This window comes from Streptomyces violaceoruber (assembly GCF_033406955.1).
GTDB classification, from domain to species: Bacteria; Actinomycetota; Actinomycetes; order Streptomycetales; family Streptomycetaceae; genus Streptomyces; species Streptomyces violaceoruber.
Window position 1 is genome coordinate 5,038,275 of sequence record NZ_CP137734.1, and the last position, 17,619, is coordinate 5,055,893.

The following is a 17,619-nucleotide window of genomic DNA, read 5'->3' on the forward strand; positions in this document are numbered from 1 at the left end:
GTCAGCCGGTCGTGGTGAGGCGGGCGGGCTGGGTGCCGGCGACGAGGGTGGCGAGGGCGGCGTCGATGTCGGAGCCGAGGTACCAGTCGCCGGTGTGGTCCAGGGCGTAGACGCGGCCTTCGGCGTCGATGGCGACGAGGGCCCGGCTGTCGGTCTCGGTGCCGAGGGGGCAGGTCTGGGTGCCGAGGGCGCGGCCGAGGTCGCCGAGGGTGCGGGCCATGTGGAGGCCGTGCAGGGGGTCCAGGTGCAGGGTGGCGGGGGCGATCTGGCGGCCGGGTCCGGTGGGTGCGATGTGCAGGCCGCCGAATTCGGCCCAGGCCTCCACGGCGGCGGGGAAGACGGTGTGGCGGTGTCCCGCGGGTGAGCTGTGTTCGCGCAGGGTGTCGGCCCAGATCTCGGCCTGCTTGATGTCCCAGCGTCCCGGTTGCCAGCCGGCGTCGCGCAGTGCGGCGTCGACGGGGACGGGAAAGCGGGTGGTGGAGGTGCGGTCGGCTTGCATCGGCCCTTGGTTCGTTTCGGTCGGCTGGTTCGTTTCGGTCGGCTCGTTCGGCTGGTTCGGCTCGATCTGCGCGGTCTGCGCGATCTGCTCGGTCAGTCCTTCTCCGTCGCGGGGTCGACGACGCGGACGCCGAAGTGTGCGCTGAGGGCGGTGCAGGCGCGGCAGGGTGCGGCGAAGGCGCCGTGGAGGGGGTCGCCGTCCTCGCGGATGCGGCGGGTGGTGAGCTTGGCGTGTTTGAGTGCTTTGCGGGCTTCGCCGTTGGTCATGGGTTTGCGTGCGGCGCGTTTGCTGCGGGCGGCGTCGGCGGTGGCCAGGTGCCGTGAGATGAGGATCGTCTCGGCGCAGCGGCCGGTGTAACGGTCTCGTTGGCCGCTGGTGAGGGTGTCGAGGAAGTCCTGCACGAGGTGGTGCAGGGCGGGTGGTGTGTCGGCGCGCGTGGCGGTGCCGGTGAGGGTGGTGCCGCGTACGGAGAGGGCGGCGGCGACGGTCGGGAGTATGCCGTCGCGGCGGTGCCGGAGGGTGGGGGTCTGGAGGGTGTCGGTGCTGCTCCAGCCGATGCGTGGGTCGCCGCCGCGGGGGTCGTCGGACCGCCCGGTGTCGGGTCCCGTCTGTGTCGCACTCATGATCGTCTTCCCCTCCTGAGCATCCCCCCGAAGGTCACAGAGTGCCAAATCCCGGGGCTGCTGCGGAAGCTGGGGCGGGGTGACACGCCCGGGTATGGGCGGTGTGTCACGGGAGGGTGACGGCTGGTCACGGAAGTGGAGGTGCCGGGTGCCGGGTGCGGGGTCCGGCGCCGGTGACCCCTCTCGCCGTACCGCATAGGCTGTCGGCACCGCGCTCGCACGCGGTGAATCCAGACAGTGCAGGCAGATCAGACGGATCTGGCAGCAGACAGACGCCGCAGGGGGCAACCGCCATGACGACAGGTCGGCTCGGGCAAGCAGCCGCGCCGCCGAACGCGGCCTATGCCGGGCAGGTCGTGCATTTCCCGGATCCGGTGCGTGCGGCCCGTCACCCGAGAGGGGTACGGGTGGACGCGGGTGGTTACCCCGAGTTCTCGCCGTACGCCCGTGCGGTCGCGGAGATCGCGGATCCGCCGGAGGGTTTCGGGGTCGACGAGTTGCGGCTCACGGACTACGTGTCGGCGAACGCGGCCCTGTCGGCCTCCGGGCACGAGCTGTGGGACACGGTGCCCGCGGTGGCGACACCGCACGGCTGGACGTGGCACCACGTGGCGGGGTCGCGGCGCATGGAGCTGGTTCCGGTCGAGGTGAAGGCGTTGCTGCGCCACCACGGCGGGATCTCGACGGCGGTGGTGGATCAGGGCAAGCGCGGTACGCGGCCGTTGCAGGAGACGCGTCCGGTGCACTTCGGTCTGCCGAAGTCGGGTGTGGCGGTCACGGAGCAGCAGGTGCAGGGCGTCGAGGAGGACCTCGGGTACCGGCTGCCGGGCGCCTACCGGTCGTTCCTGAAGGCGGCGGGCGGTTGTGCGCCGGTGGGTACGGCGCTCGACGCGGAGCTGGGGCTGCTGGTGGACCAGCCGTTCTTCACGGTGCGTGAGGAGGCGGCGGTCAACGACCTGGTCTATGTGAACAAGTGTCTGCGGGACCATCTGACGAAGGACTATCTGGGTGTCGCCTTCGTGCAGGGGGGTCTGCTCGCGGTGAAGGTGAAGGGCGAGCGGATCGGTTCGGTGTGGTTCTGCGCCTACGACGACGTGCGGGACGTGGATCCGTCGTGGCCGCCGGCGGATCGGGTGGAGCGGCTGCTGCTGCCCTGCGGTGCGGACTTCGACGCGTTCCTGTCCCGGCTGGCGGGTTCCCCGCCGGAGCTGGAGACGGTGGCGAACCTGATGGTGGACGGCGGCTTCGCGCGTGCGGTGCCCGTGACGGCGGCGTCTTCGGCGTCTTCGGCGTCTTCGGTGGGGGAGTGAGCTGACGATGGTGACGTTCGCGCAGGCGCAGGAGCGCGCGGAGGAGTGGGTCAACGGCGAGCTGCCGGCGTACCAGCACCGCGAGGTGCGGGTGCGGGAGTTCGACCTCGGGTTCGTGGTGTGGGCCGAGGACCGTGCGGACGGTCCCCGTTCGGACGGGGGCGCGCAGCGGCTGGTGATCGCCCGGGACAGTGGCGAGGCGACGCTGTGGCCGTCGCTTCCGGTGGGCGAGGTGATCCGCCGGTACGAGGAGGAGTACGGCCGTCCCGAGGAGGCGCAGGCGCCTGCCGCGGCGCCGGCGGCGCGGGTGGACCTGAATCAGACGTCCTTCTTGCTGAGTCCGCCGGAGTGGTTGCAGGAGGCGGCGGACCGGATCGGTATTCCGGATCGCCGGCGGGGCGACGGCGAGGCTGGTGCGACCGGAGGCGCGGGCGGTTCCGGCGGTGCGCTTCCGCAGACGCAGGCCGGGGTGCCGGCGGCTCCCGCGGCGTCGGGGCCGTCTCCCGCGGAGGGTTCGTCCGGGAGCGGTGCGGGGTGGCCGGCGGCGGGCTCCGGGTCGTCTGCCGGTGGCTCCGGCGCGGGTGCGGGCGCGTCGGGTGCCCCGAGTGCGCCGGGTGTGCCCGCCGGGGCGACGCCCTGGGCCGGGACGGACACCAACGCGGACGCCGGTGATGACCGTTCCGTACCGCTGCCGCAGACCGTGTTCGCGCCGCCGTTGAGCGGTGTCGACGACGACACGCCACCGCCCTCGACGACGTCGGACGCCAAGACGGCGCTGATGTCGGGCGGCAGCGGGCTTCCGCCGACGGCGCTCTCGCCGGCGATCGGTGACCCGAACGCGCCGGGCGCGCCCGCCGGGGCGGGTACACCGCCGCCTGCGGCCCCGACTGCGCCCCCGGCCCAGCCGCCCGCCGGTCCTGGGGCGCCCGCCGGTCCTGGGGCGCCCGCCGGTCCTGGGGCGCCCGCCGGTCCTGGGGCGCCCGCCACGCCGCCCCGGCCGCTCGCGCCGGACGCCGGGGACATCGCCGACGCCGCGACCAGCAAGGCGACGCCTCCGCCGCGCCGTGGCGGTGGTTCGTCCACGCCGCCGCCGCCGAGCGCCCCGGGGATGCCGGGCGCGCGACCGGGAAGCACGCCGGCGCCGTCGGGTCCGCCCGCGCCGGGTGCCCCGGCGGGCGGCTACGTGCCGACGCAGCTGGTGTCGTCGCTCGGTCCCGAGGGCCCGGGCGGCCCGGGCACGCCGCCTCCGCCCAGTGCGCCGGCCACGCCGCCCGCGCCGGGTGCGACGCCTCCGCCGGGCGCTCCGGGGACTCCGCCTCCGCCTCCGCCGAGTGCGCCGAACGCGCCGGGTGGGACGCCGCCGGGCGGGATGCACCACGCCGCCACGATGCTGGCCGACCCGGGCCGGACGGGCGGCGGTGCCCCTCAGCCTCCCGGTCCCCCCGGACCGCCCAACCCCCCTGGCCCGCCCGGGCCTCCCGGTGCGCCCGCCGCTCCGGGTGCTCCGGGTGCGCCGGGCGTGCCTTCCGGTCCCGGTGTGCCGCCGCCTCCCCCGGCCGCTCCGGGTGCGCCCGGCGCGCAGGGTTCCGCGGGCGGCGCGGGCGGTGCCGTGCACCACGCGCAGACCGTGCTGGCCGCGCCCTCCCTGGGCGGTCCCGGCGGCATCGGCGCGCCGCCGCCCCCGCCCGGCGCCGTACCCGCCCCGCCCGGTGCCGTACCGCCGCCGCCCGGGCAGCCCGTGCCGGGTCAGCCGCCGGCGTACGGCTATCCGCCGCAGCCCACCGGTCAGCCGACCGTCGGGCCCGGCTACCAGGCCGTGCTGCGCTACCGCGCCCAGGACGGCTCCGAGCAGCAGCTGATCCGGCGTTCCGCGCCGGGTACGCCGCACCCGGAGTGGCAGATGTTCCACGAGCTGCGCTCCATGAACGTGCCGCCGGACCAGGTCCTCGAACTCCACACCGAGCTGGAGTCGTGCGAGCTGCCGGGCGCGTACTGCGCGCGGATGATCCGGGAGCAGTGGCCGCAGGCGCGGATCACCTCGATCGCGCCCTACGGCCTGGACCACGCGAGCCGGCAGCAGGGCATGGGGCAACTGCTGGCGCATCAGGGCGAGCTGCACCAGGTGGCCGACGGGCCGGCGCGTCCGGCGCCGGTGCGCGCTCCGCTGCCGCAGGTGCAGCCCGCGCCGCCGGTTCCGCCGGAGGCCGTCGGGCAGGAGCTGGCCGGCGCGTTCGGCCCGGGGGTCTTCCGGTTCGAGCAGGCCGCGGTGTCCCGGCAGGGAGTGCCGCCGGTCGTGGCGCACACGCTGGTGGCCGCGGGGCTGCCGATGGACATGGGGCCGTTCTTCTGGGCGCAGGCCCAGCCGGGGCGGCCGGTGCCGACGCTGGCGGAGCTGGCGGCCGAGCGCGGTGTGCAGCCGGCCTCGGACGCGGGTTCGTACCTCGTCGTGGGCAGCGACTTCGGCCGGGCGATCTGTGTGCAGTACGGCACGGCGGCCATCGTGGCGGTCCCGGTGGAAGCGGGTCCGGGCGGTGCGCCCGTGCCGCCGCAGTTCGTGAACACGGGGCTGCCGGAGTTCGCGCGCTGCCTGGCGCTGCTGGGCCGGATGTGGCGGCTCAGGTTCGGTCTGAACCAGGAGCAGGCGGGTCGCTGGACGGTGGACTTCCAGGCGCAGTTGGCCGCGCTGGACCCGGCGGCGCTCGGCTCGCCGGAGAGCTGGTGGTCCGTGCTGCTGGAGCAGATGTGGGACGGGCTGCTGTGAGGCGTCCGCGCCGCTGACGTACCCGACGGGCGGGGCCCGGTCGACCTGCGAGTCGACCGGGCCCCGCCCTTTTGTGTGCGGTGTGTCGGATTATGTTGGCTTACGTCTGGTCCATAAAGTCGGTCAGGTCCGTGTAGGTCCATGTGATGCGGCAGGTTCACCACGAGCGGGACGCACAGGGTGATTGAGGGGTGATGGGCATGAGCGGTGCATCGGCGTCTCCCCACGGTTTCGCGACCGTGCGCGGGCGTGAGCGCGGTTACCGTCCGGAGCAGGTCGAGGCGTGCGCCGCGGCCCTCTCCGAGGAGCGCGACGCGGCCTGGGAGCGGGCCGCCCGGCTCACCGTGCTGGCCAGGGAGATGGAAGAGGACCTGGGAGACCTGGAGGAAGTGGTCGCGCAGCTCACCTCGCAGGACTACGAGGTGCTGGGGGAGCGGGCGCGGGAGCTGTTCCGGCTCGGCGAGGAGGAGGCCGCGGCGGTGCGCGAGCGGGCGCGCGGTGCCGCGCGGGAGCTGGCGGAGGAGGCGCGGGCGTACGCGGACGGCGTGCGGGAGGCGGCCCGGGCGCACGCCGATGCCGTACGGGCCGAGGCCGACGAACGGGCCCGGCAACTGCTGCTCGCGGCGCGCGCGGAGGCGGAGGAGGCGCGTATCGGAGCGCGGCGCGAGGTGAAGGAGGGGCGCGCGGAGGCGCTGTCCGCGCTGCGCGAGATGCGCAGGCGCACCGCCGCGACGGCCGCCGAGCAGAGCAGGGAACTGGCTGAGCGGTGGGCCGCCGCGGAGCGGGCCGAGGAGGAGCGCGCCCGGGCCCTGGACGCCCACCACGCGGAGCTGCTGGCGCGCGCGGAGCAGGGAGTGCGCGAGGCGGAGCAGGAGCTGGCCGACGCCGGGGAGGCGGCAGTTCGGCGGCAGGAGGAGGCCCGGGACCGGGCGGCCGAGGTGGTCGCCGAGGCCCGGGCACGTCGTGAGCGCATCGCCCGCGACACGGAACGGGTGCTGCGCGAACACGGGGAGCGCTGGGACGAGTTGCAGGCCCACATGGCCTCCGTACGCAGCAGCCTTCAGGCGCTGACGGGGCGTGCGGTGGAGGTGGAATGACGCCGGCGCCGCGAGCCTGCTGACTACGGCGCGCCGGGTCCCCAGGCGTACGGCGCGCCGGGTTCCGAGGCATGCCGTGTGCCGTCAGTCCCCCTGCGTACCGCGCCCGCCAGGATCCAGCCCTCCACCGCCTCGTAGTGCTGGCGCTGTTCCTGCGCCTCGCGCCGGCCGGAGAGCATCGTGCCGAGCCAGCCGCAGGCGAAGCCCAGCGGGATGGAGACCAGGCCCGTCGTGGTGAACGGGAACCAGTTGAAGTCGGCTTCGGGGAAGGCGGACACCGGCGAGCCGGAGACCAGGTTGGTGCCCGGTATCAGCAGCAGCACGGCCAGCGAGTCCCCGATCAGGGTGCAGAGCAGTCCGGCCCGCGTGTAGCGGCGCCAGAAGAGGCCGTAGACCAGGGTCGACGCGGCGCCGGGCGGTGTGCTCGTACAGCGCGATCGCCAGCCAGGTGACGGGGAGCTGGACCAGGGCGAGCAGCAGTCCGGTGGGCAGTCCGCCGGCGGCGGTGCCGGTCATCAGCCCGGGCGCGTAGGCGGACAGGAGCAGGAAGAGGGTGAATTGGCTTGCTCCTCAGGCTGAAGCCCGAGAATTCTGGCCTTCCTGACCGAGTTCCGTGCCGCTACGCGGCACGGAACTCGGTCAGGAGTCCGTGACTTCCTGTTTCTTCGCGCTGTGCCGGGATCGCTCCCGGTCTTACCGGCGCTCCGCAGGCCCCTTGCAGGTCCGGGAATGGACCTGCACCGCCTGCGGCACCGTCCACGACCGGGACCACAACGCCGCGATCAACGTCAAACAGGCCGCCGGACTGGCGGCATCTGAAGCCCGATGCACTGCGAATGAACCCTGGTAGCCGAGCGTGGCGGTGCGCCGCTGCCGGCGGTAGGCGCTGCGCAGGATCCGCAGGTCGCTGTGGTGTCCCAACGGGTCGCGGCGGGGCGCGCGATGGGCTTGATGGACGGGTTGGGCGTGCTGGGCGTGGTGCCTCGGGGCGTACGGGGGCGAGGGTGGCGACGGGCGGTGCGGGTACGACGGGGACGGGTCGTAGGACATCCCGGTTCTCCTTGCGCGGCTAGGGTCCGAGCGGTGGACCGCAGGAGGTGGGGGGGGGGGGCGGGAGCCAGGCACGTTACTCGCGGGTTGGGGAGTGCGCCGCGTTCTGGCCGAACTGGTCGGTCGGTATGTGCGCGGGTGGACGCCTGGTGCGTCTCAGGGTGGAGGGCGACCCCTACACGCACTCCACCGAAGGGTGGACTGCCCTTAGGGGTACCTCCGTACTACGGGTCGGGGAGGGTTCGTACCGACGGAGGACGAGACGGGGCCGGTGGCGTCCTTAATCTGGCTTTACGCCGCTGGGGGGCGGTGAACCGGACCCGCGGGGGTGGGGTTTTCCTCAGTAAAAGACTGCGCTGAACACCAGCGCGGCCGGCCCCCGGTTCCGGACAGACTCTTCGAGACAGCAGCGAGGCACCTGCGCGACGGTACGGCCGCCGCGCCGGGCACCGGTGGCTCACTCGATGACCGACATAGGAGACTTGACATGACATCGGCCGTAAGTATTCCCACGCACGGGAGCACTGGAGGGCGTACGGCCGTTGCCGCGCGAGCGCGGCAGGTCGTGAAGGCCTATGGATCGGGCGAGACCCGGGTGGTCGCCCTCGACCACGTGGATGTGGACATCGCGCGCGGCCAGTTCACCGCGATCATGGGCCCCTCGGGGTCCGGCAAGTCCACGCTGATGCACTGCCTGGCCGGCCTGGACACCGTCACCGGCGGGCAGATCTACCTCGACGAGACCGAGATCACCGGCCTGAAGGACAAGAAGCTCACGCAGCTGCGCCGGGACCGGATCGGCTTCATCTTCCAGGCGTTCAACCTGCTCCCGACGCTCAACGCGATCGAGAACATCACGCTGCCCATGGACATCGCCGGCCGTAAGTACGACCGCGCGTGGCTGGACCGCGTCGTGGAGACCGTGGGGCTCGCCGGGCGGCTCAAGCACCGGCCCACCCAGCTCTCCGGCGGCCAGCAGCAGCGGGTCGCCGTGGCCCGGGCCCTGGCCGCCCAGCCCGAGATCATCTTCGGTGACGAGCCGACCGGAAACCTGGACTCGCGCGCCGGTGCCGAAGTGCTCGGCTTCCTGCGCCGGTCGGTCACCGAGCTGGGCCAGACCATCGTGATGGTCACCCACGACCCGGTGGCCGCCAGCTACGCTGACCGGGTGCTGTACCTCGCCGACGGCCGGATCGTGGACGAGATGCACAAGCCCACCGCGGAGGCCGTGCTGGACCGCATGAAGGACTTCGACGCCCGGGGGCGCACGTCATGACCGTCGTGAAGACCTCGATGCGCAACTTCTTCGCGCACAAGGGCCGCATGGCGCTCTCGGCGGTGGCGGTGCTGCTGTCGGTGGCGTTCGTGTGCGGCACCCTGGTGTTCACCGACACGATGAACACCACCTTCGACAAGCTCTTCGCGGTCACCTCCTCGGACGTGTCGGTGGCCCCGAAGGACGTCAAGGACGAGGACACCCCGCAGAACGGGGTGCCCGAGTCGCTGCCGGCGTCGACGCTGGAGAAGATCCGTTCGGTCGACGGCGTGGAGTCCGTCGAGGGCGCGGTCGTCTCGATGAACGTGACCGTCGTCAACTCCGACAACGACAACGTCGGGGCCACCAGCGGCGCTCCCACCATCGCCGGGAACTGGACCAAGAACGACCTGCGGTCCATGGAGATCACCTCGGGCCACGCCCCGCGCGGCCCGACCGAGACGATGGTCGACTCCGACACCGCCGACAAGCACGACCTGAAGATCGGCGACGAGCTGCGCACCATCGCGCAGACCGGCGACTTCAAGGCGAAGATCGTCGGCATCGCCTCCTTCACCGTGACCAACCCCGGTGCCGCGGTCGTCTACTTCGACACCGCCACCGCCCAGCGTGAACTGCTCGGCGGCGCGGACCGGTTCAGCCAGTTCAACGTCACCGCAGCCGCCGGTGTCACCGACGCGCAGCTCAAGCAGAACGTGTCCGGCGCCCTGGGGGACACGTTCAAGATCCAGACGGCCAAGGAGGCGTCCGACGAAGGGCGCGAGGACGTCGGCGAGTTCATGGACGTCATCAAGTACGCCATGCTCGGCTTCGCCGGGATCGCGTTCCTGGTCGGCATCTTCCTGATCATCAACACCTTCTCCATGCTGGTCGCCCAGCGCACCCGCGAGATCGGCCTGATGCGGGCCATCGGCTCCTCCCGCCGGCAGGTCAACCGCTCGGTGCTGGTCGAGGCGCTCCTGCTCGGCGTCGTCGGCTCGGTCCTCGGTGTCGCGGCCGGTGTCGGCATCGCCATCGGCCTGATGAAGCTGATGTCGGCGGCGGGCATGAACCTGTCCACCGACGACCTCACCATCAAGACGGCGACCCCCGTGACCGGCCTGATCCTCGGCGTCGTCGTCACCGTCCTGGCCGCCTACCTGCCGGCCCGCCGGGCCGGGAAGATCTCCCCGATGGCCGCCCTGCGCGACGCCGGTACCCCGGCCGACGCCAAGGCCGGCTGGATACGCGGCCTGATCGGCCTGGTGCTCACCGGCTCCGGCGTCGCCGCCCTGCTCACGGCCGCCTCCGCCGACAAGGCGAGCGACGGCTCGATGATGCTCGGCGCGGGCATCGTGCTCTCCCTCATCGGCTTCGTCGTCATCGGCCCGCTGCTGGCCGGGTTCGTGGTGCGGGTGATCAGCGCGGTGCTGCTGCGGGCCTTCGGTCCCGTGGGCCGCCTGGCCGAGCGCAACGCCCTGCGCAACCCGCGCCGCACCGGTGCCACCGGCGCCGCCCTGATGATCGGCCTCGCACTGGTCGCCTGCCTCTCCGTCGTCGGTTCCTCCATGGTCGCTTCGGCCACCAGCGAGCTGGACAAGACGGTCGGCGCGGACTTCATCGTCCAGGGCAACCAGCGGATCGTGCCGCAGGCCGAGAAGGCCATGACCAACACCCCCGGCCTGGAGCACGTCACCCGCTACAAGGTGCTCGACGCCACGCTGACCTCGCCCGACGGCAAGACGGACGACGACGGCGTCACGGCCGCCGACCCCACCTACGCCGAGGACGTGCGCCGCGCGACGACCGAGGGCGAGCTCTCCGCCGCCTACGGCACCGACGCCATGTCGGTCGGCTCGGACTACGCCGAGAAGCACGGCGTGCACGTCGGCGACACCGTCTCCGTCGCCTTCAAGGGCGGCGAGACCGCGAAGCTCAAGGTCGCCGCGATCACCAGCGACGACGTGGCCATCGACCAGGGCGCCCGGTACATCAGCATCGAGACGATGCAGAAGTACCTGCCGGCCGAGAACGTCCCGCCGAACATGATCATGTTCGCCAAGGCGAAGGACGGCCAGGCCGACCAGGCGTACGCCGCGCTGAAGAAGTCGCTGGACGCCTACCCGCAGTACCAGGTGGCCGACCAGACCGACTACAAGCAGGAGCTGAAGGACCAGATCGGCCAGCTGCTGAACATGGTCTACGGCCTGCTCGCCCTGGCGATCATCGTCGCCGTCCTCGGTGTGGTGAACACCCTGGCGCTGTCGGTGGTCGAGCGGACCCGGGAGATCGGCCTGATGCGGGCCATCGGCCTCTCCCGCCGCCAGCTGCGCCGCATGATCCGCATGGAGTCCGTGGTCATCGCCCTCTTCGGTGCCCTGCTCGGCCTCGGCCTGGGCATGGGCTGGGGCGCCACGGCCCAGAAGCTGCTCGCCCTGGAGGGACTGAACGTCCTGGACATCCCCTGGCCCACGATCATCGGGGTCTTCATCGGCTCGGCCTTCGTGGGCCTGTTCGCCGCACTGGTCCCGGCCTTCCGGGCCGGCCGGATGAACGTCCTGAACGCCATCGCCACGGAGTAACACCCGACCCGACAGCCACCGCACACGGGGGTTGCGGAGGAGGGCCCGGCGCCGACGTCCCACGGGGACGAAGACGCCGGGCCTTTTGCGCTGCGCGACCAGACCGCGACCTCCTCTGCCCCGTCGAGTCTTTGCCCCGTGAGCCGCTGTTCCGTGAGCCGCTGCCCCTGCGAGCCCCTGTCCTGCGAGCCTCTGCCGCGGTGAGCCTCTGTTCCGTGAGCCGCTGCCGCGGTGAGCCTCCGCCCCGCGAGCCGCTGTCCCGCGAGCCGCTGCCTCTGCGAGCCCCTGTCCTGCGAGCCTCGCTCCTCCCGGAGCCTCCGCCCCCGTGAGTCTCCCTCCCTCGAGCCCCGAGCCCCGAGCCCCGAGCCCCGTGCCCCGAGCCGTCCGAGCCCCCGAGTCATCCGTCACCCCGGCGTTCGCCTTTCAGCCCACCGAGTCGGGTGGTGGGTGGGCGCAGGCCCGGGGGTCCAGGGGGCGGAGCCCCCTGGTACGGCCACCGCGGCGCCGGCCACCACGCACCCGGCGTCGTCCACAGCCCCCGACACACCCCAGCGCAGCGACGTACGCTGGAGACACCCCGGCCCGCAGCGCGCGTCGGGCCCGTCGTGTTGTACACCCCCGCACGGAAAGCGCCCCGAATGAGCCTGCACGGTCTGCTCGACGCCGTAGTCAAGGACACCGCCCTCGCGGAAGCGATCGCGGCGGCCGCAGACGGCAACCGCATGCACGTCGACCTGGTCGGCCCGCCCGCGGCCCGCCCCTTCGCGATCGCCGCCCTGGCCCGCGAGACGGGCCGCCCGGTGCTGGCGGTGACGGCGACGGGACGTGAGGCGGAGGACCTGGCGGCGGCCCTGCGCTCCCTGCTGCCCCCCGAGGGCATCGTGGAGTACCCCTCCTGGGAGACCCTCCCGCACGAGCGGCTCAGCCCGCGCAGCGACACCGTCGGCCGCCGCCTCGCCGTCCTGCGGCGCCTGGCCCACCCCCGCCCCGACGACCCCGAGACCGGCCCGGTCTCCGTCGTCGTCGCACCCGTGCGCTCCGTGCTCCAGCCACAGGTCAAGGGCCTGGGCGACCTGGAGCCCGTGGCGCTGCGCACCGGACAGGGCGCCGACCTGGAAGAGATCGTCCAGGCCCTGGCGGCAGCGGCGTACGCGCGCGTCGAGCTGGTGGAGAAGCGCGGCGAGTTCGCCGTGCGCGGCGGCATCCTGGACGTCTTCCCGCCGACCGAGGAGCACCCGCTCCGGGTCGAGTTCTGGGGCGACGACGTCGAGGAGATCCGCTACTTCAAGGTCGCCGACCAGCGCTCCCTGGAGGTCGCCGAGCACGGCCTGTGGGCCCCGCCCTGCCGCGAGCTGCTGCTCACCGACGACGTGCGCGAGCGCGCCCGCGTCCTCGCCGAGGACCATCCCGAGCTGGGCGAACTGCTCGGCAAGATCGCCGAGGGCATCGCGGTGGAGGGCATGGAGTCCCTGGCGCCCGTCCTCGTCGACGACATGGAGCTGCTCCTCGACGTGCTGCCCAAGGGCTCGATGTCCGTGGTCTGCGACCCGGAGCGGGTGCGCACGCGGGCCGCCGACCTGGTGGCGACCTCGCAGGAGTTCCTCCAGGCGTCCTGGGCGGCCACCGCGGGCGGCGGTGAGGCGCCGATCGACGTGGACCCGGCCTCCCTGTGGTCCATCGCGGACGTCCGGGAGCGGGCCCGCGAGCTGGACATGATGTGGTGGTCGGTCTCGCCCTTCGCCGCCGACGAGACGCTGACGTCCGACCTGGACGCGGAGGGCGACTCGGACACCCTCAAGCTCGGCATGCACGCCCCCGAGACCTACCGCGGCGACACCGCCAAGGCGCTGGCCGACACCAAGGGCTGGCTCGCCGACGGCTGGCGCGCGGTCTACCTCACCGAGGGCCACGGCCCCGCCTCCCGCACCGTCGAGGTGCTCGGCGGCGAGGGCATCGCCGCCCGCCTCGACAACGACCTCGAAGCCCTCAGCCCCTCCGTCGTGCACGTCTCCTGCGGCTCGATCGACCACGGCTTCGTCGACCCGGCGCTCAAGCTGGCGGTGCTCACCGAGACCGACCTGACCGGCCAGAAGGCCGCCGGGCGCGAGGGCGCGCGGATGCCGGCCCGGCGCCGCAAGACCATCGACCCGCTCACCCTGGAAACGGGCGACTACATCGTCCACGAGCAGCACGGCGTCGGCCGCTACATCGAGATGGTGCAGCGCACCGTCCAGGGCGCCACCCGCGAGTACCTGGTCGTGGAGTACGCGCCCGCCAAGCGCGGCCAGCCCGGCGACCGGCTGTACATCCCCACCGACCAGCTGGAGCAGATCACCAAGTACGTCGGTGGCGAGGCCCCCACCCTGCACCGCCTGGGCGGCGCCGACTGGACCAAGACCAAGGCCCGTGCCAAGAAGGCGGTCAAGGAGATCGCCGCCGACCTGATCAAGCTCTACAGCGCGCGGATGGCGGCGCCGGGCCACGCGTTCGGCTCGGACACCCCCTGGCAGCGCGAGCTGGAGGACGCCTTCCCCTACGTGGAGACGCCGGACCAGCTCACCACCATCGCCGAGGTCAAGGACGACATGGAGAAGACGGTCCCGATGGACCGCCTGATCTGCGGCGACGTCGGCTACGGCAAGACGGAGATCGCGGTCCGCGCCGCGTTCAAGGCGGTCCAGGACGGCAAGCAGGTCGCCGTGCTCGTCCCCACCACCCTGCTGGTGCAGCAGCACTTCGGGACGTTCAGCGAGCGCTACGCCCAGTTCCCGGTGAGCGTGAAGGCGCTGTCCCGCTTCCAGAGCGACACCGAGTCGAAGGCCACCCTGGAGGGGCTGCGCGAGGGCTCGGTGGACATCGTCATCGGCACCCACCGCCTGTTCTCCTCGGAGACGAAGTTCAAGGACCTCGGCCTGGTCATCGTCGACGAGGAGCAGCGCTTCGGCGTCGAGCACAAGGAGCAGCTGAAGAAGCTGCGCGCCAACGTCGACGTGCTCACCATGTCCGCGACCCCCATCCCGCGCACCCTGGAGATGGCGGTCACCGGCATCCGCGAGATGTCCACGATCACCACCCCGCCGGAGGAGCGCCACCCGGTGCTGACCTTCGTCGGTCCCTACGAGCACCGGCAGATCGGCGCCGCGATCCGCCGCGAGCTGCTGCGCGAGGGCCAGGTCTTCTACATCCACAACCGGGTCGAGTCCATCGACCGCGCGGCGGCCAAGCTGCGCGAGATCGTCCCCGAGGCCCGCATCGCCACCGCCCACGGCCAGATGTCGGAGCAGGCGCTGGAGCAGGTCGTCGTCGACTTCTGGGAGAAGAAGTTCGACGTGCTGGTCTCCACCACCATCGTCGAGTCCGGCATCGACATCTCCAACGCCAACACCCTCATCGTGGAGCGCGGCGACAACTTCGGCCTCAGCCAGCTCCACCAGCTGCGCGGCCGGGTCGGCCGTGGCCGCGAGCGCGGTTACGCCTACTTCCTGTACCCGCCGGAGAAGCCCCTCACGGAGACCGCGCACGAGCGCCTGGCCACCATCGCCCAGCACACCGAGATGGGCGCGGGCATGTACGTGGCGATGAAGGACCTGGAGATCCGCGGCGCGGGCAACCTGCTCGGCGGCGAGCAGTCCGGCCACATCGCCGGCGTCGGCTTCGACCTGTACGTGCGGATGGTCGGCGAGGCCGTCGCCGACTACCGGGCCTCCCTGGAGGGCGGCGTCGAGGAGGAGCCGCCGCTCGAGGTCAAGATCGAGCTGCCCGTCGACGCGCACGTCCCGCACGACTACGCGCCCGGCGAGCGGCTGCGTCTCCAGGCCTACCGGTCCATCGCCTCCGCCAACAGCGAGGAGGACGTCAAGGCCGTACGCGAGGAACTCGTCGACCGCTACGGCAAGCTGCCGGAGCCGGTGGAGAACCTGCTGCTGGTCGCCGGCCTGCGCATGCTCGCGCGGGCGTGCGCCGTCGGCGAGATCGTGCTCCAGGGCAACAACATCCGTTTCGCGCCGGTGGAGTTGCGCGAGTCCCAGGAGCTGAGGCTCAAGCGGCTCTACCCCGGCAGCGTCATCAAGCCGGGTACGCACCAGGTGCTCGTGCCGCGTCCGAAGACCGCGAAGGTGGGTGGCAAGCCGCTGGTCGGGCGGGAACTGCTCGGCTGGGTGGGCGAGTTCCTGACCTCGATCCTCGGGTCGTAACCCGAAGCCCGGGCCGGCTCACGGGGAAGCCGTGAGCCCGGGCCGGCTCACGGCAAAGCCGTCCACGGGGACAGTTCCGTGGACGGCTTCGACGTGTTCGGTACGGGGGAGGGGCTTCTACTGCTGCTCCCGGCCGCCGCCCTGCTCGCGTCCGAAGCCGAGCTTGCCCTCGGCCTGCTGCTGCGCGGCGTCGACCTGCTTCTCGTACTTGCCGCCGGTCCTCTGGTTGACCTGGCGTTCGGCGGCGTCGGACATCTTCCTTGACTTGTCCTTGTCCTTGCCGGCCATGCTCTTCATCTTGTCGAGGATGCCCATGCAGAGCTCCTTCCGAGGCGTGACTCACTGTCGAAGGTACGACAGATATGTCCCGGGTGCCCACTAACGCCCACTTAAGGCCCCCTATGGGCCGGGCCTCTCCCTCGCTACGGTGGTGGCTGCGAACGGCAAGGGGAGGGGCGCGCATGACGCGGCACAGCAGGATCCGTACCGGTTGGGCCGCGGGGGCGGCGGCCCTCGCCCTGGCCCTGGTGACCGGCTGCGAAGGCCTGGAGGCCGACGGCGACGCCCCGGCCTCGGGCGGCGGCGCCCAGGCTCCCGCCGCGGGCCACGCCGTCAGCCCGCTGGACAACCCGGACGGCACCGAGCCGGGCCTCGCCCCGGTCACGGGCGACAGCCCGCAGGCGGCCGCCCGCAAGCTGATCGACGGTCTGCCCACCAAGGGGCGCGGTCCGAAGACCGGGTACGACCGGGACGAGTTCGGCTACGCCTGGATGGACACCGCCGACGGCGTCCCGCTCGCCCGCAACGGCTGCGACACCCGCAACGACCTGCTCAAACGCGACGGCCAGGAGGTCCGCTTCAAGTCCGGCTCGGACTGTGTGGTCATCGCGATGACGCTGGACGACCCGTACACCGGGACGAGCATCGAGTGGCGCAAGCAGAAGGCGAGCGAGGTCCAGATCGACCACGTCGTGCCGCTGTCCTACAGCTGGCAGATGGGCTCCTCGCGGTGGCCGGAGAACAAGCGCGAGCAGCTGGCCAACGACCCGCTCAACCTGCTCCCCGTCGAGGGCCGCGCCAACTCCGCCAAGCGCGACTCCGGCCCGGCCTCCTGGCTGCCGCCGGACAAGGCGGTCCGGTGCGCGTACGCGGTCCGCTTCGCCCAGGTCGCCGCCAAGTACGAGCTGGCGGTGACGGAGGCGGACCGGGCGATGATGGCGAAGCAGTGCGAGGGCTGACACGGCTGCGTCGCCGGTGTCCTCGGCGCCGCGAGGGCGGAGCGGCGCCGCGATCGTCCCGCGCGGCTCAGGTGCTCGTCCCGTCCGGGCTGTCCAGGTCGAGGACCTCTCCGGAGGGGGACTCGGCGGGCACCGGCTCGTCGTACCCGGTGAAGGACAGGGCGCCGGGCTCCTGCTTCGACCCGCTCTCGAAGCGCAGCAGGTACGGCTTGCCCTCGGTGGCGACGTACACCGTGTTGCGCACGGAGCCGTCCGTCTCGTACAGGGTGAACGCGGGCTTGCCGTCGACGGTGGTGGCCCTGCCGCGGGTCACCTTCGTCGGGGCGTCGTCGCCGCTGCCCCCGGCGTCCTCCAGCAGCTTGTCCAGGTCGCAGAACCCGGCCATCTCCTTCGCGTCCGCGCCGTCGGCGGACATGCTGGTCCACCGTCCGGCCAGCAGCGACACCAGGGCCTCGGTGTCGGCCTGCGGCTCGCCCTTGCTCTGGGCCCGCAGGAACCGCTCGTCGTACTTCAGGTAGACCGTGTCGCCGGTCTTGATCAACTCGGCCTCGCCCTGGCCGTCCATGCCCATGGTCCCGGCGCAGTCGCCCCGCCGGTCCAGGGCGAGGTCGATCTCTATGGTGTCGCCGCTCTCGTCGTCGGGGACGCTGCCCGTCATGCGCAGCGAGCGGGCCCCGGTGGTGGCCTTCAGCGCCCGCTCGGATATCTCGGCGCCGCTCAGCCCGGCGAACGGCTCGTCCGGTGACGGGGCCGGGGCGGATGCGGACGCCTCTGCCGGCGCTGCGGTCGAGCCGGGTGCGGTGGCGGACGGCGACGCGGCCGAGGATCCGCCGGACGCGGCGGACCGGGCGGCCCCGTCGGACGCGCCGTCGCCGTCCTGGCCGGACTGGCAGCCGGTCAGGCAGGCGGTGGCGCCGGCGGCGAGGAGAAGAGCGGTGAGTGCGGTGCGGCGCGCGCGACGGCGCATGGTGGATCCCCCCAGGGATTCTCGGTGAACGGGGAGCGCGGTCC

Annotated in this window: 12 protein-coding genes and 2 pseudogenes; 8 read left to right on the plus strand and 6 right to left on the minus strand. The window is 72.6% G+C overall.

Annotated elements, in window-relative coordinates:
* Position 1 precedes the first annotated feature (1 nt).
* Entirely contained in the window at positions 2-499 is a 498-nt protein-coding gene (locus R2E43_RS22570; RefSeq protein ID WP_003975695.1) for an SUKH-3 domain-containing protein, read from the minus strand.
* 92 nt (positions 500-591) lie between these two features.
* Complete coding sequence (locus tag R2E43_RS22575; protein WP_003975696.1) at positions 592-1,122, minus strand: YwqJ-related putative deaminase; 531 nt, start codon at positions 1,120-1,122, stop codon at positions 592-594.
* Between the two features lie 293 nt (positions 1,123-1,415).
* On the opposite strand from R2E43_RS22575, the gene R2E43_RS22580 reads away from it, so the two are divergent.
* The 3 genes from R2E43_RS22580 to R2E43_RS22590 all read left to right on the plus strand — a co-directional run bounded on the left by R2E43_RS22580 (position 1,416) and on the right by R2E43_RS22590 (position 6,290).
* The gene (locus R2E43_RS22580; protein ID WP_003975697.1) at positions 1,416-2,432 is read left to right on the plus strand and encodes an SMI1/KNR4 family protein; all 1,017 of its coding nucleotides are present in this window, start codon (positions 1,416-1,418) and stop codon (positions 2,430-2,432) included.
* Between the two features lie 7 nt (positions 2,433-2,439).
* Positions 2,440-5,193, plus strand: coding sequence for an SUKH-4 family immunity protein (locus R2E43_RS22585; RefSeq protein WP_332056513.1), 2,754 nt, complete (start codon positions 2,440-2,442; stop codon positions 5,191-5,193).
* Positions 5,194-5,393: 200 nt separating this feature from the next.
* A complete protein-coding gene (locus R2E43_RS22590; protein ID WP_030870471.1) occupies positions 5,394-6,290 on the plus strand; it encodes a coiled-coil domain-containing protein in 897 nt (298 codons plus the stop codon).
* Between the two features lie 23 nt (positions 6,291-6,313).
* Here R2E43_RS22590 and R2E43_RS22595 read toward each other — a convergent pair.
* Together R2E43_RS22595 and R2E43_RS22600 are read right to left on the minus strand one after the other, a co-directional pair.
* Positions 6,314-6,697, minus strand: a pseudogene (locus tag R2E43_RS22595) (cation acetate symporter); the annotation flags it as partial.
* A pseudogene (locus tag R2E43_RS22600) lies at positions 6,687-6,848 on the minus strand (DUF485 domain-containing protein); the annotation flags it as partial. The pseudogenes R2E43_RS22595 and R2E43_RS22600, both read right to left, overlap by 11 nt.
* 91 nt (positions 6,849-6,939) lie before the next feature.
* Here R2E43_RS22600 and R2E43_RS22605 point away from each other — a divergent pair.
* The 4 genes from R2E43_RS22605 to mfd all read left to right on the plus strand — a co-directional run bounded on the left by R2E43_RS22605 (position 6,940) and on the right by mfd (position 15,370).
* Positions 6,940-7,140 carry a zinc ribbon domain-containing protein gene (locus R2E43_RS22605; protein WP_332056515.1) on the plus strand — a complete coding sequence of 67 codons (201 nt, stop codon included), beginning with the start codon at positions 6,940-6,942 and terminating at the stop codon, positions 7,138-7,140.
* A gap of 687 nt (positions 7,141-7,827) precedes the next feature.
* Positions 7,828-8,616: an ABC transporter ATP-binding protein gene (locus R2E43_RS22615; RefSeq protein WP_003975700.1), complete on the plus strand. Its 789-nt coding sequence runs from the start codon at positions 7,828-7,830 to the stop codon at positions 8,614-8,616.
* Positions 8,613-11,177, plus strand: a complete 2,565-nt coding sequence (locus R2E43_RS22620) for an ABC transporter permease (protein WP_011028773.1) — start codon at positions 8,613-8,615, stop codon at positions 11,175-11,177. The genes R2E43_RS22615 and R2E43_RS22620 overlap by 4 nt, the downstream gene beginning before the upstream one ends.
* Positions 11,178-11,815: 638 nt before the next feature.
* Positions 11,816-15,370: a transcription-repair coupling factor gene (mfd, locus tag R2E43_RS22625; RefSeq protein WP_332056516.1), complete on the plus strand. Its 3,555-nt coding sequence runs from the start codon at positions 11,816-11,818 to the stop codon at positions 15,368-15,370.
* Positions 15,371-15,487: 117 nt separating this feature from the next.
* On the opposite strand, the gene R2E43_RS22630 is transcribed toward mfd, so the two are convergent.
* On the minus strand, positions 15,488-15,685 hold the full coding sequence (locus R2E43_RS22630; RefSeq protein WP_003975703.1) for an antitoxin: 198 nt from the start codon (positions 15,683-15,685) through the stop codon (positions 15,488-15,490).
* 146 nt (positions 15,686-15,831) lie between these two features.
* Between R2E43_RS22630 and R2E43_RS22635 the strand changes: the two genes are divergently transcribed.
* A complete protein-coding gene (locus R2E43_RS22635) occupies positions 15,832-16,608 on the plus strand; it encodes an HNH endonuclease family protein (RefSeq protein ID WP_003975704.1) in 777 nt (258 codons plus the stop codon).
* A 67-nt stretch (positions 16,609-16,675) separates the two neighbouring features.
* On the opposite strand, the gene R2E43_RS22640 is transcribed toward R2E43_RS22635, so the two are convergent.
* Entirely contained in the window at positions 16,676-17,575 is a 900-nt protein-coding gene (locus R2E43_RS22640) for a hypothetical protein (RefSeq protein WP_191849742.1), read from the minus strand.
* Between the last annotated feature and the right edge of the window lie 44 nt (positions 17,576-17,619).

Coding starts and splice junctions, on each gene's coding strand:
- R2E43_RS22590 (WP_030870471.1), top strand. CDS start 5,394: ATGAGCGGTGCATCGGCGTCTCCCCACGGTTTCGCGACCGTGCGCGGG.
- R2E43_RS22640 (WP_191849742.1), bottom strand. CDS start 17,575: ATGCGCCGTCGCGCGCGCCGCACCGCACTCACCGCTCTTCTCCTCGCC.
- R2E43_RS22570 (WP_003975695.1), bottom strand. CDS start 499: ATGCAAGCCGACCGCACCTCCACCACCCGCTTTCCCGTCCCCGTCGAC.
- R2E43_RS22615 (WP_003975700.1), top strand. CDS start 7,828: ATGACATCGGCCGTAAGTATTCCCACGCACGGGAGCACTGGAGGGCGT.
- R2E43_RS22635 (WP_003975704.1), top strand. CDS start 15,832: ATGACGCGGCACAGCAGGATCCGTACCGGTTGGGCCGCGGGGGCGGCG.
- R2E43_RS22630 (WP_003975703.1), bottom strand. CDS start 15,685: ATGGGCATCCTCGACAAGATGAAGAGCATGGCCGGCAAGGACAAGGAC.
- R2E43_RS22575 (WP_003975696.1), bottom strand. CDS start 1,122: ATGAGTGCGACACAGACGGGACCCGACACCGGGCGGTCCGACGACCCC.
- R2E43_RS22585 (WP_332056513.1), top strand. CDS start 2,440: ATGGTGACGTTCGCGCAGGCGCAGGAGCGCGCGGAGGAGTGGGTCAAC.
- R2E43_RS22620 (WP_011028773.1), top strand. CDS start 8,613: ATGACCGTCGTGAAGACCTCGATGCGCAACTTCTTCGCGCACAAGGGC.
- R2E43_RS22580 (WP_003975697.1), top strand. CDS start 1,416: ATGACGACAGGTCGGCTCGGGCAAGCAGCCGCGCCGCCGAACGCGGCC.
- mfd (WP_332056516.1), top strand. CDS start 11,816: ATGAGCCTGCACGGTCTGCTCGACGCCGTAGTCAAGGACACCGCCCTC.